Origin of the sequence: Paenibacillus tundrae (genome assembly GCF_036884255.1) — a bacterium.
Classification (GTDB): domain Bacteria; phylum Bacillota; class Bacilli; order Paenibacillales; family Paenibacillaceae; genus Paenibacillus.
The window spans coordinates 4,694,407-4,715,334 of the sequence record NZ_CP145605.1 but is presented as its reverse complement, the minus strand read 5'-3'; the positions used below and the strand labels follow the sequence as shown (position 1 = coordinate 4,715,334).

Here is a 20,928-nt window from a genome sequence, read left to right as displayed (position 1 = left end):
GGTCTACTTTATACAACAGTTGGTTTAGCTGGGGTGTTTCCTACCATATTGTCCTCGGCAGGAGCTAGTTGTGGCTTCGTTTTGCCATATCGAATGAAGATCCACACGCCAAATAGGATGAACACGCCCGCAGACATCTGCAGCGTACTCAGCGATTCGCCAAGCAGCATCCAGGCCAGCAGGGAGGAGAAAACAGGCTCCCCAAGCACCCCCATGGATACCGTCGTTGCATTCATATATTGAAGCAGCCAGTTGAAGAGATAATGTCCAAAGATCGTTGGCACAATGGCAAGCAACAGGAAGATTCCCCACTCGGTTGCCGCATAACCACCAAAGGCATGACCCTGGATTAGATTGTATACAGCTAGTGTACAGGCAGCGACGAAGAATACCCAGAAATTATAGGAAAAGGCGCTAAGTCCTGATCGCAAAAACTGTCCTAACAGCATGTGTACCGCTACAGCAATGGTGCCGAGCAACGAGAGAATGTCGCCTTGAAGTGCGGTTCCCGCCAACTGGAAGTCTCCTGCGCCAATAGCGATGGAACCGAGCAGTGCGATACCCATTCCGATAATCATCATACGGTTCACTTTGGCTTTGAACAGCCAGATGGAACCAGCCAAGATTAGAATCGGTTCGAGCGCTAGAATTACGGTTGAGCTGGCAACACTCGTTAGGCGTAGAGACCCCATCCAGAGCAGGAAGTGAAGTGCAAGCATAACCCCAGAAGCGACCAACAATGCCCATTGTCTGAAGTTGAGACGTAACATTTCATGTCTGTACTTCCAGATAAACGGAAGCATCAGCAGGTTGGTAAGGAAGAGACGATACATGGCGATTACCGCAACATCTGCGGAAGACCAGCGTACAAAGATAGAAGAAAACGAGATGGCGATAATACCGACAAAGAATAACAGATAGATGGATCTGCCGGTATGTTTCAAGCTTGTCATGGGTGTAGCTCCTTCTTGAAGTCAAATGGCGTAAATGAAATCATTATACAGGAGAATGAATCCACAGGAAATGCATCATATGAAAATAGATAAGTAGATTGTAACCGAGCTTGTAACTATTCTGTCATTCTCCCACAGGGCTTTTCTATTAATCTTCTATATAGAGACATGAAACGATATAATATACCAAGATTCGGGAAAAAATGAAATTAAGGAAGTGGCCTGGTAGTGAAAGTAGAGCAGACAGCGGGAAAGAACGGCGCGATCTCGCAGACAACAAGCCGAATGAAGACGCACAAACGTAGACGAATCCGGTATGGGAGACTTAGTGCAGCGTTGCTGATTCTTGTAATGCTGATTACCGGTTTAACATATATTTTCATTGGAATGACACATTGGATCAAAGATTACGTTGCACCCCCACCCATCACGGCCATTGAGCAACCGACGAAGCTTGGCATGATTGCAATGACTCCAGATGTGAAGGAAGAGCCTGTGAGGTTCCAAGGTCAGGTTCGCAAGCTGGCATACATAACTTTTGATGATGGACCAAGTGAACATACCGCAACACTGCTGGACATTTTGAAGCAACATGAGGCAAAGGCGACCTTCTTCATGATCGGACGACAGTTGAATCAACACAAAGAGGTGGTCGAGCGGCTTGTAAAAGAAGGCAGCTATCCCGGTCTTCATAGCATGACGCATAACTATAATAAACTGTATAAGAGCGGTAGCTCCTCGAATTTTGTCAAGGAGTTTAAGAAGGAACAGAAGATGGTACAGGAGCTGATTGGTTTCACAACTCATCTGATTCGCGCCCCTTATGGCAGCAGCCCTCAGATCGGAGAGAAATTCCGAGGAGACATTGCGGCAGCCGGATTCAAAATGTGGGATTGGACCACAGACTCCCTGGATTGGAATCTGCCTGGACAGCCAGATAAGATTGTAGATCGCGTCAGCAGTAGCGTACATCGGGATAAAGAAGTCATTCTTATGCATGAACGTGAACAGACCGTACAGGCATTGCCTCGTATTTTGAAAATGCTAGAAGATCGTGGTTATGAGTTCGAGGTATATGATCCGAGTGCGCATTGGATTGCTAATTTTAGCGGAGATACGCGTTTATAAGAGAGGTTCAAGAATACGCACTGTAGGAGAACATTGAAATAGATTCGAGAAATGGCATAACAGATGCAAAAGGGAGAGAGTCGATCAGGTGCTTGGCAGAAAAAAAACAATGTGGACGGCATTCAGCATAGGGCTGATCCTGCTTCTTACCGCCTGCGGACAGCCGCAGGAACCAGCGGCGAATCAGGTGAATCAATGGCTTCAGCATGATCAGGGGATCGATGAGAGCCTGAAGGAGCTTTCTCGTCATGAACGGGAAGACATGGAATTATATACGGAGATTCTGAGTAAGGGGAAGAACAAAAACAGCCATATTGAGGATCTATTAGACCAGGCAGCCCAACACATTAATGAACGTCGGAAATTGTTGGACGAGGCTGATTCGGCCATGAAGCAGACATTGGAGCAGATCGATAGTCTTCGAACGTCTCTAGATGAATTGTCTTTTGAAAAAGAAGAAACGTTGGCTCAAGCACAGGCTGTGCTGGATCAATATCAGGTAAGAGCGGCTACGTTCGACGGATTCGTTGCGTCCTATAAACAGAGCTTGGATGCAGAAGAACTGCTGTATTCGATGATGAGAGCCGATGTTAAGCCGAACCTTGTGAAGATTAAACGAGCGATTCGAGAACGAAATGCGCAATATGTGCAAGTTGCCGAGTTCAGGAAGCAGTTCAATATCCAGACCAAAACCTTTAACAGTGCGAATGCCAAGCTTGTGGAGATGGATCAGGCAAGCTAAGCGCAGTGAGATGCTAGTCTGCTGGAGTATCCTTTTGATTGAGTATAACGTCAGTGGTGTAAGTAGTAGTAAGTAGCTCAGTTAAATGTCAAGCAACATGGACAAGCATCATTGCGTATAAGCTAACGGAGGTGTTCATATGCGAAGTACAATGAATATTAGTGCATCAATTCTAGTTTTAATGATGGGGTTCTCACTCGTCGCCTGTGGTAACAGTAATCCGGCGGTGCAGCCACCTACCAGCAATACAGGGGAACAGGCACCTGCGCCTGCACCGGAGGAGCAACCTGCAGAGGGTGATGTGATTGAAGCGGAAGGCATCCTTACAGGTTGGGCGGATCCTCATACGGTAGAGATTCGGGTAAAGGATGAACCGATGTCATTCCAGGTAGAAGAGAGTGTTCAGCCCTTATTCGACGATATAGATGATGAGGATACCGTTCGTTTCAAGTATGTAGAGAGAACCTTTGCGGGAGATACGACGATCAAACAACTTGTGGTCAAGGAAATTACGAAGGTTGAAGTAGATGACGATCGTGCGAGTACAGGTGCTAATGGTACATCGGATCGTCCCAAGACGTCTGAGTTAGAAGTGGCTGTGGAAGGAATGACAGAGAAACGTCCCGTCACGCTGGCACAGGGTAATGGATATTCGTTGTATGTATTTGAACCGATGGCATTCGACGCAGATGAGAATGAATTGACGATGAAGATTGATCCCGATTATGAGGTAGAGATTGAAAAGTTGCCTTCTGACTATAATCTGGATTTCTTGAAGATGGATGCAAAAGAAGAGCTGTCAGAGACTGGAGAGGTTAAGGAATTAACCAAGAAAGAGCTTAGCACGGGATCGATGAATGATGCTCAGCTATACATGATGTCTCAGAACGATAAGAAGACAGAATATTATATTGTGAAAGAGCTGGATGGAAACGGGTTTATCTTCCGTGTGAATGCACCTATTGGTGAGCCGTCCGAAGGGTTCTTGCCAATGGCATATGCATCTTTGAATTCCATCATGAACGAAAAGGTTTCTCCTAAATAAGGATACAAACATGATAAAGCCGGAAGGGACTATGCTTAAGCGCATGGGTTCCTCCCGGCTTTTGCTTTTGCTTGTTCTAAGGTCTTCGTTCTGAGCCCTTGTTCTATTCATATCAAGAATGACCCAGACATCAATATCTGATTAAGTCAAAATCGTAGCTTCCTTGCGCCCTTTAATGTCTTCATAACGGGCGACAACTTGCCCATGAACGGGATGTGCGTCGGGAATACCCATGCGTTCGCGAATAAAGGCGGATACGCCGTCCTCACGAATCATGTGTTGTAGCGTCATGGCTTCCTCGTCTCGTTCGTAGTTGAACAACATCGCGGCTGCCATAGCGGAAGTTAAATGAGGAATTGCTATTCCGAATTCACTGGCCTGCATCGCTGGGCGAACAAGCCGGTCGTAAGGCGATAACTTGCGAAGAGGTGAGCGGCCGACCCGGGTCACCTGATCTGTCAGGTTCGGATTGGCAAAGCGTTCGAGAATGGTATCAATGTACCTGCTATGCTTCTGTGGATCGAAGCCATGTTTCTGGATGAGCATTGCTCCGGTCTCTTCCATGACATGACGAATTTTCTCACGAAGCGGTTTGTGACTCATGACCTGTCGAATGGTCTTGAATCCTTCGAGATATCCGAAGTATGCCGCAACACAGTGTCCGGTGTTGACGGTAAACATTTTACGTTCAATATATGGCTCAAGAGAATCAACGTAGTGTACACCTTTAATTTTCTTGAATCCATCCAATAACGCGGGGCGATGTACAACCCATTCGTAGAACGGTTCAACCGTCACCTGTAAGGGATCCTGGTGATCCTGAGCGGGTACGATCCGATCTACAGCCGCATTAGGGAAGGCGACATAGCGCTCCGCTTTCTGGCGAGTCTGTTCATCAAGTAAAGGGTAGATACGCTTCTTAAGGCGTGTACTTCCTCCAATAGCATTCTCACAAGCAATAATATGGAGCGGAGCAGGGTTACGTTGTTGCATGCGAAGGTGAATGCCCTTGGCAATCGGTTCCGCGATATCTTCAAGTGCTGATACACCAACTGCCGTTGTTATCAGATCAGCCGAGGCAATATGCTCGGCTACTCGATCTTGTTCGCCAACGTTGATGGCAGTTACGTTATTTACAATCGTTGTATCCTGATCACGATTTGCAAGTGTAATCGGATACTCTTTCCTCTTCTGGAGCATGGAGATTTTCTTCGGGTTACGTGCGACAAAGCAGACTTCGTAATCGGAAGCGGACAACATATGACCGATAAAACCGCGGCCTATATTGCCCGCACCAAAATGTACAGCTTTCATGTGTGAACTCCCCCTTTTAATCATTGAAATGAAGCAGCATTCGTTCAGACTTAAACGGTAGTGACGAGTGGCTTCGAGATCAGATCATTAAATTCGAGGTCGGTCAGGCAGGATAGCCGTTGGTGAGGCATGTCGAATTCAAGTGTCCCGGTAATGGTATTGGAGATAACGACACAGTGAATACCTGCCGCAGCAGCTGCACGCGCGCCGTTAGGTGAATCTTCAATCGCGACGGCTTCGTCTGCAGTTACTCCAAGGGCTTCAAGCGCTTGATTATATAATTCTGGATCCGGCTTCACATTGGCTACATCGTCAGCTGTACGGATTACTTCGAAATAATCCTTAAGCTTCAGTTGTTCGAGGTGTTGCTCAACCCACTCGCGCTTCGAGCTGGACGCAACGGCCAATTTCAATCCTGCTTCGCGTGCTGCATCGAGGTAGTTCTGGATACCGGGTCTGACTTGTTCTTTGTTCATCAGTGCTGCGTGATGCAACTGAACGGATTCCCTGAACGCATCCCGATCGATCGGAAGATTCAAATCTGTTATTAAGTACTCATATGGATTGAATGTTTTTAGACTGGTACCGATGCATTGTGAATACATCTCCAGGGTCAGGTCGACACCATGTTCCTTATAGGCATCTCGAAAAGCGACATACCATGCTGTTTCTGTATCAATAATCGTTCCGTCAAAATCAAAAACCAGTGCCTTAATCATAAATTTGTTTCCTCCTGTTTCAGAATTAGATAAGTTCAACTAAAGAATGTTTACACTTGCCACTCCGATAACAGAATAACCTTCCGATCGCTGTTATCCCCAGATTTTTTGGATTCCCTTCTTCAAAGGGAAAATCCGGTGATAAAGGCGAACGCTTCGCTTCTTCACGTTATTTCTGTTCTCTCCGTTCTCGTGTAAAAAGTTTGGTTGAACCTATATTGTTTGGAATGAAATGAAAACTTTCTGCAAATTCATTTCCTGTATTATTTAACCTGCGGCATGTTAGTTGACGCAGACAACAGGTTAAAGCAATAAAACTGGAAAATAATATGCGCTGTATCTAATAAAACCGTAACATAGGACAAAGTGAAGGGTCAAGCGCGTTATGATTGTTTACATTGAAAATTTGCACATGAATGACGTATTTTCAGAAAATAGAAAAAGTCATAAACCGTTATGCCTTTTGCATGTAAGCGGTGTACTGGAAAAACTGTATTTTCAGTTTGATTTTTTTAAACTTTTTTTATGGATTACTGGATATGACAACCGTTCAACAGGTTTCGACACTTTTATAATAGAAGAAAGGCAATTGAAATAAGGCTAAATAAGTGTGGAATATTAATCTTTTTGCGCCACATTGAGGCATGTGTCAAAATGAAAGAAGTTAATCTAGGTTGAATGGTGAATGGAAGAGGAGGAATGGCAGATGCTTAATCAAGATCGCTTTAATGGAACGTTCATTGGACTTGCCGCTGGCGATGCACTCGGTACAACTGTGGAATTCAGTGCGCCGGGAACATTTGAACCACTGACGGATATGGTGGGTGGCGGCGTATTTGGATTAAAGGCTGGGCAATGGACAGATGATACCTCTATGGCTCTGTGTCTGGCAGAAAGTTTGGTGCGGAGAGAAGCTTTTGACCCTGCAGATCAGATGCGAAGATATACAAACTGGTACCAAGTGGGATACATGAGCAGTACGGGAACATGCTTCGATATTGGCGGGGCGACGCGGAACGCTTTGGAACGATTTGCAGTGTCAGGGGAGCCGTATAGTGGATCTACGAATCCGAATACGGCAGGCAACGGCTCCATTATGCGGCTTGCTCCAGTAGCAATGGCCTATGCTAACCACCCGGAAGAAGCGGTGCGGTATGCCGAGATGAGTTCTCGAACAACACATGCCACGACCGAAAGCGTAGAAGCCTGTGGTGTATTGGCTGCGATTCTGGTGGCTGGACTTCAGGGAGCGAGCAAAGAAACCATGTTGTCACCCGTGACCATTCGTCAGTGGCGGGAAACGAAGACATTTTCCCCTGGCATAGAGGAAGTGGTGGAAGGGTCTTATCAGCGCAAGGAGCCGCCCGAAATTCAAGGGAGTGGTTATGTCGTTCGTTCGCTTGAAGCGGCTTTGTGGGCTTTTTATAAATCTTCTACTTTTGAAGAAGGAGCACTTTTGGCGGTCAACTTAGGCGATGATGCGGATACAACCGGAGCTGTGTATGGGCAAATTGCCGGTGCGTATTACGGTCTCAGCGGTATTCCAGTCCAATGGCGAGAGAAGCTGGCTATGCAAGAAACGTTGGATGAGGTAGTGAATGGGCTGTGGCATAAAGCGAATAAAAGCCAAAATCACGGGTGAGATCCTGTGATTTTGGCTTTGTTCGTGTTATATGACATCAAGCGTATAGCGAAGGTAGAAGAAGAGATAAATAATAGCGGCTCCTATTCCAATGCCAATCGCGGTTCTATGTTTCCTTTTTACGACGAAGATCAGCCGCAGGATAAATAGAACCGGAAGAGCTAATGAAATAATCCAATGCGTTAGGAGCATTTCAGTGTAGTCTGCATGTGCGTATGTGGCGAAGATGATTAGTGCTAAATTGAATAACTCATCCCGTTGCCGGATTATGGTGGAGATCACAACAAGAACAACAACGTACACGGGGATGATATACGCACCCAATAACTGCTCAACCGCAGATTGGGAAGTTATCTGTTCTAACATGAATGAACTGAGAAGTAGGAGCGCAAAAGAAACAATGGTGAAATAATACCAAATTTTGTTCTTCAGAGGTTGAGTATTCATGTTAAGTCCCTTTCACATTGGATAATAGTAAGCCTGGTCATGACTTGATGATTAATATTGATTCGTAATATCAATTTAATTTTAATAGATCACATGACTGGAATTCTTAGAGTACTGTGAGTCGACGCTAACGTTAGCATATGGGTATTCTGTCCAAGGTACCCACAGAGTGTCTTCTCCCTGAGAGGAGTTGTAACTAATAATTCTAGATGCTCCGGTAGATGCTTCAATCTTACGGATCGTTTCAGACGTCATATATGAATCAATCGTGTTGAGAACACCTACTGCTGAAATAATATGGCCGATTACAGGGAATTTGGCAGAGATTGGCCAGCCTAACAATGCCGTCATCACATGCTGCCAAGTGGTCAGGTTTCCGCGCAGCTTTTTGTCTATAATATCTGCTGTCACCGTAGGTGGTAAGTATTGAACTCGGTGAGTGGCGATATATCTACTTCCCAGGTAAGACTGATAGTAATCCTCTCCACCTCTCTTCATCAATACTTGTTTGGTATTAGCGGTAGCGGCTTGTGTAGCCTGAGCTTGCGTTGTTATTCCTTCGTTAGGCATAGCGTTATATTCGTTCTCAATAAGGTTAGTGAAATAATCAATGCTCTCTTGTGATGCATTCTGATTCTCAAGTTGTTCTCTAGCGATATCCAAGACCTCTTCTTTGGTTAGTTGCTTAGAAGAGTCATTTACTGTGCTTAAGCTTTGTGCTGCATCCACATCCCACCAATTCTCTTCGATTGTTATTTCGTTGTTAGCTGATTCTTCGGCACTTGCTCGGGGATGCTGGAAAGTTCCTAATACAACAGTGGCGAACATGACAAAAGCTAAAAATGCCTTAAATTCTTTTCTTATCAATGTGTAATACCTCCTTATGAATTCATACCAATTAAACATATGCTAAGGAGTATTTCAACAAAAAATGGGATAAAAGGTAAGTCTGACCTATACGTAAAAGACAGATTTAAAACTAAAGTCCCACAGCTTCTTCATGTCCCTATAGCGCCTGAATACCGAGAATTACTGTTCAGGATTAGAGCATGGCGGTATACTATATAAGTTGTGTTTATAGAGATGTGCAAGGTTTCATTATGTTAAACGGATAGGAGAAGAGACATCGTATGAGTAAGACAGAGAGCAATAAGGCGCAAGCTTCGCCATCCAATCCACGAGGTGCATTTCCATTGTCCTTGCTGTGCCTCACTGTAGGTGCATTTGCGATTGGTATGACCGAATTTATCATTATGGGATTGTTGCCAAACGTGGCGACAGATCTGAATGTGAGCATTCCACAAGCAGGCCAACTTATTACGGGATATGCCCTTGGTGTAGCTGTAGGTGCACCGATATTAACGGTGTTTACACATAAAATACCGCAAAAGAGATTGCTTGTCCTATTAATGTGCATTTTCATACTAGGCAACGCTTTGTCTGTTATAGCACCAACCTATGGGTTACTAATCTCCGCACGTATTTTGACGGCATTTGCGCATGGTACGTTTCTAGGTGTAGGATCGATTATGGCAACGAAGCTGGTTGCTCCAGAGAGAAGGGCAGGAGCTGTATCCGTTGTGCTTGCAGGACTTACGATTGCGAATATCATTGGCGTTCCATTTGGTACATTTATCGGTCAACAATTGGGATGGCGATCATCGTTCGGTGCGATTACAATCCTAGGTATCATTTCGTTAATCGGGATCATTCGCTTTATTCCGGTTATCCCACAAGGCGCTCCAGCGAATCTGATGCAGCAGTTTCGCAACCTGATTCGCCCGCAGGTATTATTGGTTCTACTTGTAGGTGCGTTAGGATGTGGAAGTCTCTTTGCTGTGTTCACTTACATTACTCCAATGTTAGTGGATATTAGTGGTTTTGCGGAGCAAAATGTAACCTGGATTCTTGTACTGTTCGGCGTAGGTGTTACCCTTGGCAATATGGTAGGTGGACGTCTGGCGGATTGGAAGCTGATGCCGTCACTCATAGTTAATTTCGGTATACTAGCTGTACTTCTCGCTCTACTTACGTTTACGCTAGAGAATGCTACTCTTGCAGTCATTACAATATTTTGCTGGGGTGTCGCGGCATTCGGTATTATGCCAGGATTGCAGATTCGCATTATGAACCTGACCCGAGAAGCGCCATTGCTTGCTACGACGTCAAGTCATTCAGCTTTCAATTTGGGTAACGCCTGGGGTGCGTACTTAGGTGGCTTCGCAATTACCCATACGGGGCTGGGTTCCGTACCGCTCTATGCAGCCGTTATTGCAGCTTGTGGATTATTAGGGTTATTGATTAGTGTAGGAATGGATCGGAGAAAACGATTGATTGATAAGTCGGAAATGGTAGAAGTTGCATCAGCGAATTAAATAGGGATATCATGCAGCATACAAAACCTCTGTTCACACATTGAGATGTGGAATGGAGGTTTTTTGGTTTCAGATCAATTAAGATGAGAAGTAATAATTAACATCAAGTGCGTCAGGAGAAACCAATAGTTCGCAAGCTTTTTACGTTGTATAATGAAGTGATAAATAGCTGTTGATGGAGTTGCACGTTAGACAATAGATGTACCAACAAGACAAGACGAGACAAGACAACGAGGATTTTAATTACATAGGTTTTGCAGGAGGGGTAGAGATGAGAAAAGATGATTTTGGAAATCGGATGAAGGGGTATGAAAATACATTCAGACAAACCCTCCCTCAGCGGCTGCCGATTATTATTCGAATCGATGGATGTCACTTTCACACGTTTACACGTGGCTTGAAGAAACCATTTGATGAAGCATTGACAGGGGCTCTGTGGGAGACCAGTAAATACTTAGCGCAGAACATTATGGGGTGCAAATTAGTGTACCATCAGAGCGATGAAATATCTCTGCTGTTGACGAACTACGATAAATTAACAACGAAATCATGGTTTGAAAATAACCTGCAAAAGATGGTTTCCGTATCCGCCTCGATGGCAACCGCCAAGTTTAATGAAGTGATCCGAGATCATTATCCGGACAAGCCACTGGCCACCTTTGATAGTAGGGCTTGGGTGCTTCCGCCGGATGAAGTGACCAATTATTTTCTCTGGCGACAACAGGATGCAACGAAGAACAGCATCTCTATGGTAGCGCAAGCTCATTTTCCACATAACGAGCTACAAGGTCTAGATGGGAAAAGTCTACAGGATAAATTATTCCTTGAAAGAGGGATCAATTGGAATGACCTACCGATCTGGCAGAAACGTGGAGCCTGTATAACCAAGCAATTTTACAAAAAGGGTGAAGCTACGCGGAGCAAATGGGACGTGGATTTGGAAACGCCTATCTTTAGCCAGGATCGTGAATACATTAATCAATACGTTTATCTACAAAAGGATGAGTAACAGTGGAATGTATAATTTTTGTTGGGATACAGGCCTCGGGGAAATCGACATTTTATCAAGCAAACTTCTTCAAAACGCATATTCGAATCAATCTGGATATGTTGAGAACGAGACATCGTGAGCAGATTTATTTAACCGCTTCGCTTGAGGCGAAACAACCCTTTGTGATTGATAATACGAATCCCACGATCGAAGAACGAAAGAAGTATATCGATGCAGCCAAGAGGAACCGATTTAAGGTTGTTGGTTATTATTTTGAACCTGATTACGAGTTGTCTTATGCGAGGAATGAACGGAGAGAAGGAGCCGCTAAGATTCCTGAGGTTGGACTCAAAAGCACGATGAAGAATTTGCAAATGCCTACATACGCTGAAGGGTTTGATACGTTGTATTTAATCCGTTCCGTGGATGGAGAGTTTGAGGTTGAGCAGATATAAGTAGGTATGCAAAGGGAGCTATTCGGGCGCAGTTTTAAAGCACCGGATAAGCTCCCTTTTGGTTACAATGCAGAACCTAACTTCGATGATGAAGAAGTTTCTAACTCTTTTGTTTATAGAACTCATGATAAAGCTTCATGAGCGCCCTTTTCTCAATCCGCGACACATAAGAACGGGAGATGCCCAGTTCCTTGGCGATTTCACGCTGGGTCCGTTCTTCACCACCTGCTTCCAGACCGAATCGGCCAATAACGACTTCTTTCTCCCGATCATCGAGAATATCGAGATTACGATAAATTTTACTTTTCTCAATTTTGAGTTGAACCCGGTCTACGACATCATCTGCTTCTGTTCCTAGGATATCTATCAGTGTAATTTCATTGCCTTCTTTATCTGTTCCGATGGGATCATGCAGGGATACGTCTTTACGTGTTTTTTTCAGGGAACGGAGATGCATCAGTATTTCGTTCTCAATACAACGAGCGGCAAACGTAGCAAGCTTGGTTCCTTTTCCTTGCTGGAAGCTTTCGATAGCCTTGATCAAACCGATGGTTCCGATTGAAATCAGGTCCTCCTGATCTTCGCCGGTATTATCAAATTTCTTAACGATATGTGCGACGAGGCGCAAATTGTGTTCGATCAACAGATTTCGAGAATGGGCATTGCCTTCAGCCATGAGGCGTAAATGTTTGGCTTCGTCGTCCTCAGCGAGCGGTTGAGGGAATGCATTATTTTTGACATACGAGACGAGCAACGTCAACTCTTTGATGAATAGGGCAATTGCAGTAAACAATCCGGGCACAGATGACACCTCCTGCAGTTTTACAACGATCTGGCCTGAGCACATAAGGGAACAGGGTCGATTTATTGTATGTAGGCTGTTGCCCAGAAGTGCACGTACACGTGAAAAAGGGTTTGAATCTCCAAGCAATCATTGATATTTCTGCAGAAGGGATTCGACAGTCTTAAAAAATAAAAAATCAGGGATTGTATTCTGCGGAGATTATTATATGATGGGGTATAACTATTTTAGCAACTTAGAGAGCATGAGCAGAAAGAGAGTGGTTGAGTACGATGCAAGAAGAAACATTAACGCGGGGGTTAAAAAATAGGCATGTGCAGCTGATGGCCATCGGGGGAGCCATTGGTACGGGACTGTTCCTAGGGGCAGGCAAAACCATTCAATTGGCTGGGCCGTCGATCCTGCTTGCCTACATCATCACAGGGATCGTGCTGTTCCTGATCATGCGTGCCTTGGGAGAATTGTTGTTAAGCAATTTGAACTATCATTCATTTGTGGACTTTGTGCGTGATTACCTTGGGGAGATGGCGGCATTTGTCACGGGATGGACCTACTGGTTCTGCTGGATATCGATTGCGATGGCAGACGTTACAGCGGTTGGGCTGTACACACAATTTTGGTTTCCGAACATTCCTCAATGGATGCCGGGCTTAATTGCACTGGTTATTCTGTTGATCATGAATTTGGCTACAGTTAAATGGTTTGGGGAAATGGAGTTCTGGTTTGCTTTAATTAAAGTCATTGCCATCGTGGCGCTGATTGTCATTGGGCTCTTCATGATTGTCAAAGGATTCTCTACGGATCTAGGTCCAGCAAGCTTCACAAATATCTGGAGTCATGGTGGACTATTCCCACATGGGTTACATGGGTTTTTACTATCGTTCCAGATGGTTGTCTTCGCCTTTGTCGGTATTGAACTTGTAGGGCTTACAGCTGGGGAGACAGAGAATCCAGAGAAAGTCATTCCTAAGGCCATCAACCAGATCCCGATTCGGGTGTTGTTATTCTACGTTGGCGCCTTGTTGATCATTATGAGCATCTATCCTTGGAACGCTATTGTGCCGAGTGAGAGTCCATTTGTGCAGGTATTTGCTGCTGTCGGTATCGCAACAGCCGCAGGAATTGTAAATTTTGTCGTGCTGACGTCGGCAGCTTCGGCATGTAATAGTGCCATTTTTAGTACAAGTCGTATGGTATTCTCGATGGCCAAGGATCGCAATGCACCTTCTTCGTTTGCACGAGTTAACCGGAGAAAGGTACCGTCCAATGCGCTGTTTTTCTCGACGTTGATTATTCTGCTTGCGATTATATTGAATTATGTCATGCCTGAGGGCGTGTTTGTTCTAATTACGAGTGTGTCGACCGTTTGCTTTATTTTTGTGTGGGGCATCACCGTAATCAGTCATCTGAAATATCGCCGTACTCAGCCAGAACTTGCTAAGCGTGCGAAGTTTAGATTGCCGCTATATCCGTTCTCGAATTACATTATTCTCACTTTCTTGGTCTTTGTTCTGGTGATCCTCGGATTCGCAGAAGATACTCGGGTAGCATTGTTTGTAACGCCGGTATGGTTCATTCTGCTGGTGGGCGTATATCTTGTGCAGAAGAGAAGACGTGCTTTGAGTAAGAGCTGATTGGTAGAACAGGGCGTAACGTTATAAAAAGCAGTAATGTATTAAGAAACGAAGCATTAAGCCAAAAAAATAAGAATCAATAAAAGTAAAGTGAAAAATCAAATAAAAGTAAAAAAATCCAAAAGTATAGTTGGAGTAAATAAGGAGTTGTCTCAAAAGTCGTTCATATGACTTGGGGCAACTTTTTTTGTTGAGTGCTAACCTCCATCCCTAACGAACTCAGTAGGCCTTATTGGCGGGAAAATTGCATTTCGGAAAAGATAACGAATCGTTGACACGCTAATATGCCTTTTGGGTGCGAAAACTAGTTTCATTCCGTTGTATTTCGTCATATAACTTTTCTCAGATTCCTTACTATTTCCATTCCTCGTGATCCGATCCAATAAGGTCTCTCAGAGTCGTTAAAATCGACGGTGTATGCAGAGAAGATCGTTGATGAATATACTTTATCTGCTCGTTGCCTCATTCGTTTGTTCTCAAATCACACTACATGATGTAATCCATTTCACACACGCATTACGTAGTAATGTCCTAAAGAAAAAGAGCAGTGAGATTAACATCTCCTGCTCTTGTCATATAGCGTTGCGTTGTCCAGCATATTAACTGATTACATTCATTTCATAATGTAGCACTTTCAATCAAGATGAACATGCTTGTTATTGAATTGGGTTTTCATTCATTTGCTTCTGCATATTTTCGATACCATCGAGAATCTGATGCCCATAACCCCAGAACTGACCAAAATCAGTGACATAGATTTGTTTGTTCTTAATCGCATTCATACTTTGCAAGGCAGGATTAGCATATAGATTTTGAATCAGTTTGTCGATATCCGGGGAACCCGTATACGCAGACAACAGCAGGTAGTCTGGGTTAGCTGTGATCAGTTGCTCTACACTGACTTCGCCTTGCACGCCATCAAAAGCATTCTTCAATTTCAGCAGGCTGAGCGCATCCAATTGATACGTATCATTTTGCATGCTGCTAACTGTAATGGAATCTTCGGACGCAGGTACGATGTAAGCAAATGTATGCTCAGGCTGATCTGCAACACTCGCCTTGATTGCTTCAGCACGTGCTTTCAGGCTCTCGGTGAAAGATGTAGCATTTTCCTGTACATCGAAGATCTGTCCGAGCTGTGCAATATCATTATAGAGGCTGTCCAATGTGCCCTTATGGTTTGTTGTTTGCAGGAATGTATGGATATTCATGTCGTTCAGTCCATCCACGGTACCCACGCCCCAGTCAGCATCTGCGAACAGGTCACCGCGACCCAACACGATGTCTGGGCTTGCGCCTACAACGAGCTCTTTACCTACATAGTTTTCGGATAGGACTGGAATTTTAGCGAAATCGTCAGCAACATCTGGAGTCACAGAGCCATACAATGCAGCTACTCCGACCATTTTGTCTGTTAGACCGAGCTTAATTAACATTTCAGCTACAGATTGTGTGTTGGCTACAACACGCTCAGGTGCTTTCTCGAACGTCTGGGATTTCGGTTTCCATTCTCCGCCTTCACCGGAGATACTGAAGTTTTCAATCGTCAGTGGATAGGTTGTTTTATTCGTATCTCCAGCGGTAGTGGTTGATTCTGAAGTGTTGGTTGTATTTTCTCCTGATGCGGTGGTTTGCTCCGTATTGGAGGATGTGGCATTAGAACAAGCAGCGAGAAGAAGTAGCATAAGACTTAGACAGGTGATGAGTACTTTTCTGGATGTAAATTTCATAATGAGAGAGAGCCCCTTTTCTGTAATGTAAATTGACAAAGATAATCATTCTCAATTATAATCCGAGAAAATACTTTGTAAATAGCTAAATTCTTTTTATTTTATTTTCGTAGGAAATGATGGGGGACAAGATGGCACAGACAGTTCAGCTTCAGACACCGCGTGTGGGAAGAAAAGAATCTCTTATTCACAGCAAATCCGGTTTTGCATTATTAATCGCGCTTCTGATTGGTGTGATGATTATTTCTGTTGGCATTGCCGTATCGATCGGGCAGGTGAGTATCCCGCTTGCTGAATCCTATCGCATCCTTGTATTCAAATTGACAGGATTCCAAATCGGTCAAGCAGCGATTGAAGCTGGATCATTTACCGATATCATCTGGCAGATTCGTTTTCCGCGTGTTCTGATGGCGATGTTTATTGGTGCGGGTCTCGCGATGTGTGGTGCAGTCATGCAGGCAGCTGTACAGAACCCGTTGGCCGATCCATACATATTGGGTATATCTTCGGGAGCTTCACTCGGAGCAACGTTTGCGATCTTGATTGGATTCGGTGCCATCAGTTGGTTAGGACAGACGGGAGTGGCCTTCTGGGCATTTGCGGGAGCCATGGGAGCTTCCTTGTTGGTGCTAACCTTAGCAGGCATTCGGGGCAAGATGACCTCAGTCAAGCTTGTGCTTGCTGGCATGGTTATTAATGCGCTGTGTACAGCCTTTTCTAATTTTATTATCTATTTTGCTAACAACGCTGAGGGAATCAAAACGGTAACGTTCTGGACGATGGGTAGTCTCGCTGCCTCCGGGTGGAATAAGCTACCTTTGATCGGTATCGTGGTGATTGTGTCGATTGTGTTCTTCCTATTGCAATCCCGTGTGCTGAACACCATGTTACTGGGTGATGAAGCAGCAGTTACGCTTGGCATTAACTTGAGTGTGTACCGTAGGCTCTATATGTTATTAACGGCGCTGGTGACAGGGGTTATGGTGGCGAGCTGCGGCATGATTGGTTTTGTCGGTCTCATTATTCCGCATATCGTTAGAGGTCTGGTCGGTTCAGACCATCGCAAAGTGATGCCTGTATCCGTACTCTTTGGTGCGATCTTCCTCATCTGGACAGACGTTATTGCAAGATCTCTGATATCCAGTGTAGAGCTGCCAATCGGGATCATTACAGCGATGATAGGTGCACCGATGTTCATGTATATGTTAGTCAAAAAAGGCTACGGTTTTGGAGGAAACTAACCATGGAACTGAATGTAGAGAACATATCCATCACGGTGCAGAACACAGATATTATTCGTAATATTTCTTTGCAGGTAAAAGAAAAGCAGTTCGTTGGCTTGATCGGACCTAACGGTTGTGGCAAATCCACGCTGCTCAAGAGCATCTATAAGGTCATTAAGCCCCAGCAGGGCAATGTATTTTTGGATCATACGGATATATTGAAGTCCAGTCCCAAAGTCGTTGCTCGGCATATGGGTGTAGTGGGTCAGTTTAACGAGTTGAGCTTCGATTTTACGGTGCGTGAGATGGTCATGATGGGACGTACCCCGCATAAGAAGTTGCTGGAGACGGATAATGGACGGGATCTTGAAATTGTCGAGCAGGCTTTGGAAAAGGTACATCTAAACGGACACGCAGACCGTAACTATATTTCGTTGTCCGGCGGGGAGAAGCAGCGTGTTGTGTTGGCTCGTGTGCTGGCTCAGCAACCCGAATTTCTGATATTGGACGAGCCGACCAATCATCTGGATATTAAATACCAGCTACAGATTCTCAATATCGTGAAAAGCCTCGATATCGGAATTCTGGCTGCGCTGCACGATCTTGAACTCGCCGCTTCGTATTGTGATCATCTCTACGTGGTGAAGCAGGGACAGATTGTGGTTCATGGTAAACCTGCCGATATATTAACCCGCGAGATGATTGGTGAAGTGTTTGAGGTAGATTGTGAAATCTACCAAAATCCCGTAACAGGTGGGCTTGGGATTGCTTATCTAAGCACACGGTAAGTTCAAGAGAGAGAGCATCATAATAAGTGAGACTATTAGACCATACATTACACAAGGAGTGAACTTATGAAGGTCAATCAGCTAACACCCGTAGCACAGACGATTATGGATCGCAGGACAATCAGGCAGTTCAAGAGTACTCCCGTTCCTCAGGAGCTGTTGCTGTCGTTGTTAAATACAGCCAACTGGGCACCTAATCATGGCTTGCGTGAGCCTTGGCGTTATATTCAATTTTCGGGTGATTCCCGTCATCTATTTACAGAAGCGGTGCTGGATGCCCTGTCGGCCGATGACCGTCGTAGATATGAAGAGTCACGTAGAGCCGAGTATGCAATCATTCCGCTGCACTTAATTGTGGTGATGAAGGAAGACCCTCGTTCGAAACAATGGATTGAGGATTTTGGTGCAGTATGTAGCTGGATACAGAGTTTCCAGTTGGCTGCGTGGGAGCAGGGACTTGGGGTTGTGTGGAAAACAAATGCATACCAGTTCTCTCCTAATTTCCGTGAGATGGCAGGGGTACAACCAGGCGAACGGATCGTAGGTGTACTGCACATTGGTTATCCCGAAGTCATTCCTCAGCCACGTCCGCGAACTGCTGCAGAAGATAAACTAACGATATTTAATTAGGGCGTGTCTCAAAACTCGCTGAAGTGCATCTTTTACCGCCTTTTCGCCCCCTGCTGCGTCACTTTCCCTTGACGTGCCCCGGCACGCCTGCGGAAAACTTTCTTGCTTGAAACAAAATTCGTCAAAATCTGCTTCCTTCGGAGTTTTCAGACACACCCCTAGCTGGAGCCTTAAGGCTTCGGCTTTTTTCTGTTTATTAATTTTATTTTGAACGATACGGAGAAGAATGGAATGAACATAACAACAAAAAACCGTCCCGATTGCAATGTGGCATTGCTTTATGGGACGGTTCTATTGGATAAGACTAGCGGATCAGCGTAGCATAGGATCAACTGGCTCCTGATGCTCACCCTGGCTGACTTCATTGAAAATGTTTCCTGAATTATTATCCTGTTTTACATTAGGATTCTGACCCTGAAGCAATAGCTCCAAATCTCCAATCGTGACTGGACGCGCATGTCTTTTCAATACATAGCCCAATTGACCGTTTGGTTCTACAGTTGCCGTTTCCAGGTCTTCCACACTAGAGATGCCACTTTGGCGCAGATGCATCTCTAACTGATCCACGGTATAACGCATCTTGTTCAGATTGGGCACAATGATTTTGCCGTCTTCAACAACAATTTTGGAGCTACCACTCATCAGCCGTTCGAAAAAATTGAATTTCAACTGAAGCACCTCTACAGCCAGTAAAGTCGCAATAAAAACAGTTGCTGATCCAATGGCTTTGCCAAGCTCATGATTCGCAATAGGCTGTACAATCGTTGTTCCGATTGAGATCATAATGACCGTGGTTGCAACACTCATCTGTGAGATGGACTTACGCCCCGCAATGCGCAATAAAAGCATACCCACCAGAACAAGTAAGATCGATTTCCATATCCAATCCATGTACTTCGATCTCCTTTCTAATACAGTCTTTTCCATCATTAGGATTAGCGTGTTCTGGATAAGGGGAATTTATGCAAAAGGGAAAATACAAATCTTCAATGTTCAACATGTTCTTTTTGCTTGGATACCTGTCGCCTCATTCCCACTTCCTTATCGTTTGGGCACTAACCTCTAATAACTTGGATGCTGTTGTACAGTTCATTGCCTGGGAAATTTTAAGTTCAAACTGTTAGTGGAGATGTATTGTTATTTATTATAAACAGAAAAATCTAGTGTTCGTTAATGCGATCATGATAGGGATATGGCTTTATTTGTGAATAGAATTTGGAGAGTGAAGTTGAATTTTTGGATATTAAAAAGAAGATAATGTAACTTTGTTCGAAGCTCAGAACTGGAGAGGAGATGCCACATTAATTATGCATTACGAAGATATCCGCAAATTACCTGATTATTGTGCTGTAGACTTTTTACATACGCTGTTCCATGACGCACTTCAACACTTTGAGAATGGTACAAACGATAAGCAAGAGTTCTTACTGATTCTTAGCGAGCTAACTGATCGACAAGCGATGACGTATGAGTTACTAGAGAAGGAACTACGAGATAACATAGACCAGGTGCTTCGAAAGCTGTGGAATACGGACTCCTATGATGAGGTAGACATTATGCTGTCGCTAGTAGTGAATTTAGGGTTAAAGGGATGCTTTTCACAAGTGCAAAATTCTTTACATCAGGATAATAAGCTAGACCCAGCCATTCGTAGTGAAATCGAAGAAACTATTGCAGAGGTTGGGGAACATATTGCCAATCCCCTTCATTCGTTAGAGAGAGATAGGTAATAGGTCTTTGCATCCGCTATGCGATAAATATGATATAAGCTGGATGGTTGAAGTATACTTCATATGTTAACCTTTCTGTATACACAATCTGACGGATCGATCCAATTAAGAGAGTGATACAATTGATGTAAAAGGAATTATACGAAGGAGATCCATATGGAGAAGAACTATCCTAAGTATGTTACAGGACATGCAGTAAGGAGCCTGTGCAGTAAATTGAATCTTAAATCACAGGGTGAATTTACACAAGACTGGGAGTATGAGGTTGCGGATGCTTCTAGGATAACTGAATTTCTGGATGCGTATGATCAATACCCATGGGATGTTGAAGAAAAGTTCGCGCTGATGATCATTATAATTGAATCTTGTAACGATGCTCTTGTGGAAGGAACGTGCGATCCAGAGATAATCAATGTACTGAAACATCATCTCATTCTTGATGCGGACATTCACTACAATACGCTACGTTATTGGGCGCTATTAGACGAACCTGAATTGGACAACTGCTTCGCAATAACCCCCATCATAAGAGAGATCATATAATTACTTTTTCTATGAACTATCATTAACTTTCAATCCA

21 protein-coding genes are annotated in these 20,928 nt (G+C 44.3%); 13 read left to right on the top strand and 8 right to left on the bottom strand.

The features are described from left to right. Positions 1–8: 8 nt before the first annotated feature. The gene (locus V6W81_RS21205) at positions 9–953 is read right to left on the bottom strand and encodes a DMT family transporter (protein ID WP_145046625.1); all 945 of its coding nucleotides are present in this window, start codon (positions 951–953) and stop codon (positions 9–11) included. 228 nt (positions 954–1,181) lie between these two features. Between V6W81_RS21205 and V6W81_RS21200 the strand changes: the two genes are divergently transcribed. From V6W81_RS21200 to V6W81_RS21190, 3 genes are all read left to right on the top strand, one after another. Then, positions 1,182–2,081 carry a polysaccharide deacetylase family protein gene (locus V6W81_RS21200; RefSeq protein ID WP_338540275.1) on the top strand — a complete coding sequence of 300 codons (900 nt, stop codon included), beginning with the start codon at positions 1,182–1,184 and terminating at the stop codon, positions 2,079–2,081. An 88-nt stretch (positions 2,082–2,169) separates the two neighbouring features. Then, the gene (locus tag V6W81_RS21195; RefSeq protein ID WP_338540274.1) at positions 2,170–2,823 is read left to right on the top strand and encodes a YkyA family protein; all 654 of its coding nucleotides are present in this window, start codon (positions 2,170–2,172) and stop codon (positions 2,821–2,823) included. A gap of 139 nt (positions 2,824–2,962) precedes the next feature. Then, entirely contained in the window at positions 2,963–3,868 is a 906-nt protein-coding gene (locus V6W81_RS21190; RefSeq protein WP_338540273.1) for a hypothetical protein, read from the top strand. Positions 3,869–4,009: 141 nt separating this feature from the next. Here the strand turns inward: V6W81_RS21190 and V6W81_RS21185 are convergent, their stop codons facing one another. Together V6W81_RS21185 and V6W81_RS21180 are read right to left on the bottom strand one after the other, a co-directional pair. Continuing rightward, complete coding sequence (locus tag V6W81_RS21185) at positions 4,010–5,182, bottom strand: mannitol-1-phosphate 5-dehydrogenase (protein WP_056695688.1); 1,173 nt, start codon at positions 5,180–5,182, stop codon at positions 4,010–4,012. A 50-nt stretch (positions 5,183–5,232) separates the two neighbouring features. Then, entirely contained in the window at positions 5,233–5,901 is a 669-nt protein-coding gene (locus tag V6W81_RS21180; RefSeq protein ID WP_056695690.1) for an HAD family hydrolase, read from the bottom strand. 706 nt (positions 5,902–6,607) lie between these two features. Here V6W81_RS21180 and V6W81_RS21175 point away from each other — a divergent pair. Next, the gene (locus V6W81_RS21175) at positions 6,608–7,543 is read left to right on the top strand and encodes an ADP-ribosylglycohydrolase family protein (protein ID WP_338540272.1); all 936 of its coding nucleotides are present in this window, start codon (positions 6,608–6,610) and stop codon (positions 7,541–7,543) included. 27 nt (positions 7,544–7,570) lie between these two features. Here the strand turns inward: V6W81_RS21175 and V6W81_RS21170 are convergent, their stop codons facing one another. Together V6W81_RS21170 and V6W81_RS21165 are read right to left on the bottom strand one after the other, a co-directional pair. Continuing rightward, complete coding sequence (locus V6W81_RS21170; protein ID WP_338540271.1) at positions 7,571–7,990, bottom strand: hypothetical protein; 420 nt, start codon at positions 7,988–7,990, stop codon at positions 7,571–7,573. An 81-nt stretch (positions 7,991–8,071) separates the two neighbouring features. Next, positions 8,072–8,857: a hypothetical protein gene (locus V6W81_RS21165; protein ID WP_338540270.1), complete on the bottom strand. Its 786-nt coding sequence runs from the start codon at positions 8,855–8,857 to the stop codon at positions 8,072–8,074. Positions 8,858–9,120: 263 nt separating this feature from the next. Between V6W81_RS21165 and V6W81_RS21160 the strand changes: the two genes are divergently transcribed. The 3 genes from V6W81_RS21160 (at position 9,121) to V6W81_RS21150 (ending at position 11,811) form a co-directional block, all read left to right on the top strand. Continuing rightward, the gene (locus tag V6W81_RS21160; protein ID WP_338540269.1) at positions 9,121–10,365 is read left to right on the top strand and encodes an MFS transporter; all 1,245 of its coding nucleotides are present in this window, start codon (positions 9,121–9,123) and stop codon (positions 10,363–10,365) included. 271 nt (positions 10,366–10,636) lie between these two features. Then, a complete protein-coding gene (locus tag V6W81_RS21155) occupies positions 10,637–11,374 on the top strand; it encodes a tRNA(His) guanylyltransferase Thg1 family protein (protein ID WP_145046611.1) in 738 nt (245 codons plus the stop codon). Between the two features lie 2 nt (positions 11,375–11,376). Continuing rightward, positions 11,377–11,811, top strand: coding sequence for an ATP-binding protein (locus V6W81_RS21150; RefSeq protein WP_338540268.1), 435 nt, complete (start codon positions 11,377–11,379; stop codon positions 11,809–11,811). Positions 11,812–11,911: 100 nt separating this feature from the next. On the opposite strand, the gene sigK is transcribed toward V6W81_RS21150, so the two are convergent. Further along, a complete protein-coding gene (gene sigK / locus V6W81_RS21145) occupies positions 11,912–12,613 on the bottom strand; it encodes an RNA polymerase sporulation sigma factor SigK (RefSeq protein ID WP_056695710.1) in 702 nt (233 codons plus the stop codon). A gap of 272 nt (positions 12,614–12,885) precedes the next feature. Here sigK and V6W81_RS21140 point away from each other — a divergent pair, with 272 nt between their 5' ends. After that, the gene (locus V6W81_RS21140) at positions 12,886–14,247 is read left to right on the top strand and encodes an amino acid permease (RefSeq protein WP_338544038.1); all 1,362 of its coding nucleotides are present in this window, start codon (positions 12,886–12,888) and stop codon (positions 14,245–14,247) included. A 656-nt stretch (positions 14,248–14,903) separates the two neighbouring features. Here the strand turns inward: V6W81_RS21140 and V6W81_RS21135 are convergent. Continuing rightward, positions 14,904–15,977, bottom strand: a complete 1,074-nt coding sequence (locus V6W81_RS21135) for an ABC transporter substrate-binding protein (protein ID WP_338540267.1) — start codon at positions 15,975–15,977, stop codon at positions 14,904–14,906. 131 nt (positions 15,978–16,108) lie between these two features. On the opposite strand from V6W81_RS21135, the gene V6W81_RS21130 reads away from it, so the two are divergent. The 3 genes from V6W81_RS21130 to V6W81_RS21120 all read left to right on the top strand — a co-directional run bounded on the left by V6W81_RS21130 (position 16,109) and on the right by V6W81_RS21120 (position 18,618). Beyond that, complete coding sequence (locus tag V6W81_RS21130) at positions 16,109–17,218, top strand: FecCD family ABC transporter permease (protein ID WP_338540266.1); 1,110 nt, start codon at positions 16,109–16,111, stop codon at positions 17,216–17,218. A gap of 2 nt (positions 17,219–17,220) precedes the next feature. Further along, a complete protein-coding gene (locus tag V6W81_RS21125; RefSeq protein WP_338540265.1) occupies positions 17,221–17,988 on the top strand; it encodes an ABC transporter ATP-binding protein in 768 nt (255 codons plus the stop codon). Positions 17,989–18,054: 66 nt separating this feature from the next. Then, the gene (locus V6W81_RS21120) at positions 18,055–18,618 is read left to right on the top strand and encodes a nitroreductase family protein (protein WP_338540264.1); all 564 of its coding nucleotides are present in this window, start codon (positions 18,055–18,057) and stop codon (positions 18,616–18,618) included. A 312-nt stretch (positions 18,619–18,930) separates the two neighbouring features. On the opposite strand, the gene V6W81_RS21115 is transcribed toward V6W81_RS21120, so the two are convergent. Next, entirely contained in the window at positions 18,931–19,509 is a 579-nt protein-coding gene (locus tag V6W81_RS21115; protein WP_338540263.1) for a DUF421 domain-containing protein, read from the bottom strand. Between the two features lie 416 nt (positions 19,510–19,925). Here V6W81_RS21115 and V6W81_RS21110 point away from each other — a divergent pair, with 416 nt between their 5' ends. Together V6W81_RS21110 and V6W81_RS21105 are read left to right on the top strand one after the other, a co-directional pair. After that, positions 19,926–20,348 carry a hypothetical protein gene (locus V6W81_RS21110; protein WP_338540262.1) on the top strand — a complete coding sequence of 141 codons (423 nt, stop codon included), beginning with the start codon at positions 19,926–19,928 and terminating at the stop codon, positions 20,346–20,348. Positions 20,349–20,504: 156 nt separating this feature from the next. After that, positions 20,505–20,891 (top strand): hypothetical protein, encoded by a 387-nt coding sequence (locus V6W81_RS21105; protein ID WP_338540261.1) that lies wholly within the window; start codon positions 20,505–20,507, stop codon positions 20,889–20,891. Positions 20,892–20,928 lie beyond the last annotated feature (37 nt).

Bases quoted from the DNA above. Each gene is read 5' to 3' on its own strand.
- V6W81_RS21205 (WP_145046625.1), bottom strand. From the start codon at position 953: ATGACAAGCTTGAAACATACCGGCAGATCCATCTATCTGTTATTCTTT.
- V6W81_RS21190 (WP_338540273.1), top strand. From the start codon at position 2,963: ATGCGAAGTACAATGAATATTAGTGCATCAATTCTAGTTTTAATGATG.
- V6W81_RS21185 (WP_056695688.1), bottom strand. From the start codon at position 5,182: ATGAAAGCTGTACATTTTGGTGCGGGCAATATAGGCCGCGGTTTTATC.
- V6W81_RS21180 (WP_056695690.1), bottom strand. From the start codon at position 5,901: ATGATTAAGGCACTGGTTTTTGATTTTGACGGAACGATTATTGATACA.
- V6W81_RS21175 (WP_338540272.1), top strand. From the start codon at position 6,608: ATGCTTAATCAAGATCGCTTTAATGGAACGTTCATTGGACTTGCCGCT.
- V6W81_RS21170 (WP_338540271.1), bottom strand. From the start codon at position 7,990: ATGAATACTCAACCTCTGAAGAACAAAATTTGGTATTATTTCACCATT.
- V6W81_RS21160 (WP_338540269.1), top strand. From the start codon at position 9,121: ATGAGTAAGACAGAGAGCAATAAGGCGCAAGCTTCGCCATCCAATCCA.
- V6W81_RS21155 (WP_145046611.1), top strand. From the start codon at position 10,637: ATGAGAAAAGATGATTTTGGAAATCGGATGAAGGGGTATGAAAATACA.
- V6W81_RS21140 (WP_338544038.1), top strand. From the start codon at position 12,886: ATGCAAGAAGAAACATTAACGCGGGGGTTAAAAAATAGGCATGTGCAG.
- V6W81_RS21135 (WP_338540267.1), bottom strand. From the start codon at position 15,977: ATGAAATTTACATCCAGAAAAGTACTCATCACCTGTCTAAGTCTTATG.
- V6W81_RS21130 (WP_338540266.1), top strand. From the start codon at position 16,109: ATGGCACAGACAGTTCAGCTTCAGACACCGCGTGTGGGAAGAAAAGAA.
- V6W81_RS21125 (WP_338540265.1), top strand. From the start codon at position 17,221: ATGGAACTGAATGTAGAGAACATATCCATCACGGTGCAGAACACAGAT.
- V6W81_RS21120 (WP_338540264.1), top strand. From the start codon at position 18,055: ATGAAGGTCAATCAGCTAACACCCGTAGCACAGACGATTATGGATCGC.
- V6W81_RS21115 (WP_338540263.1), bottom strand. From the start codon at position 19,509: ATGGATTGGATATGGAAATCGATCTTACTTGTTCTGGTGGGTATGCTT.
- V6W81_RS21110 (WP_338540262.1), top strand. From the start codon at position 19,926: ATGCATTACGAAGATATCCGCAAATTACCTGATTATTGTGCTGTAGAC.
- V6W81_RS21105 (WP_338540261.1), top strand. From the start codon at position 20,505: ATGGAGAAGAACTATCCTAAGTATGTTACAGGACATGCAGTAAGGAGC.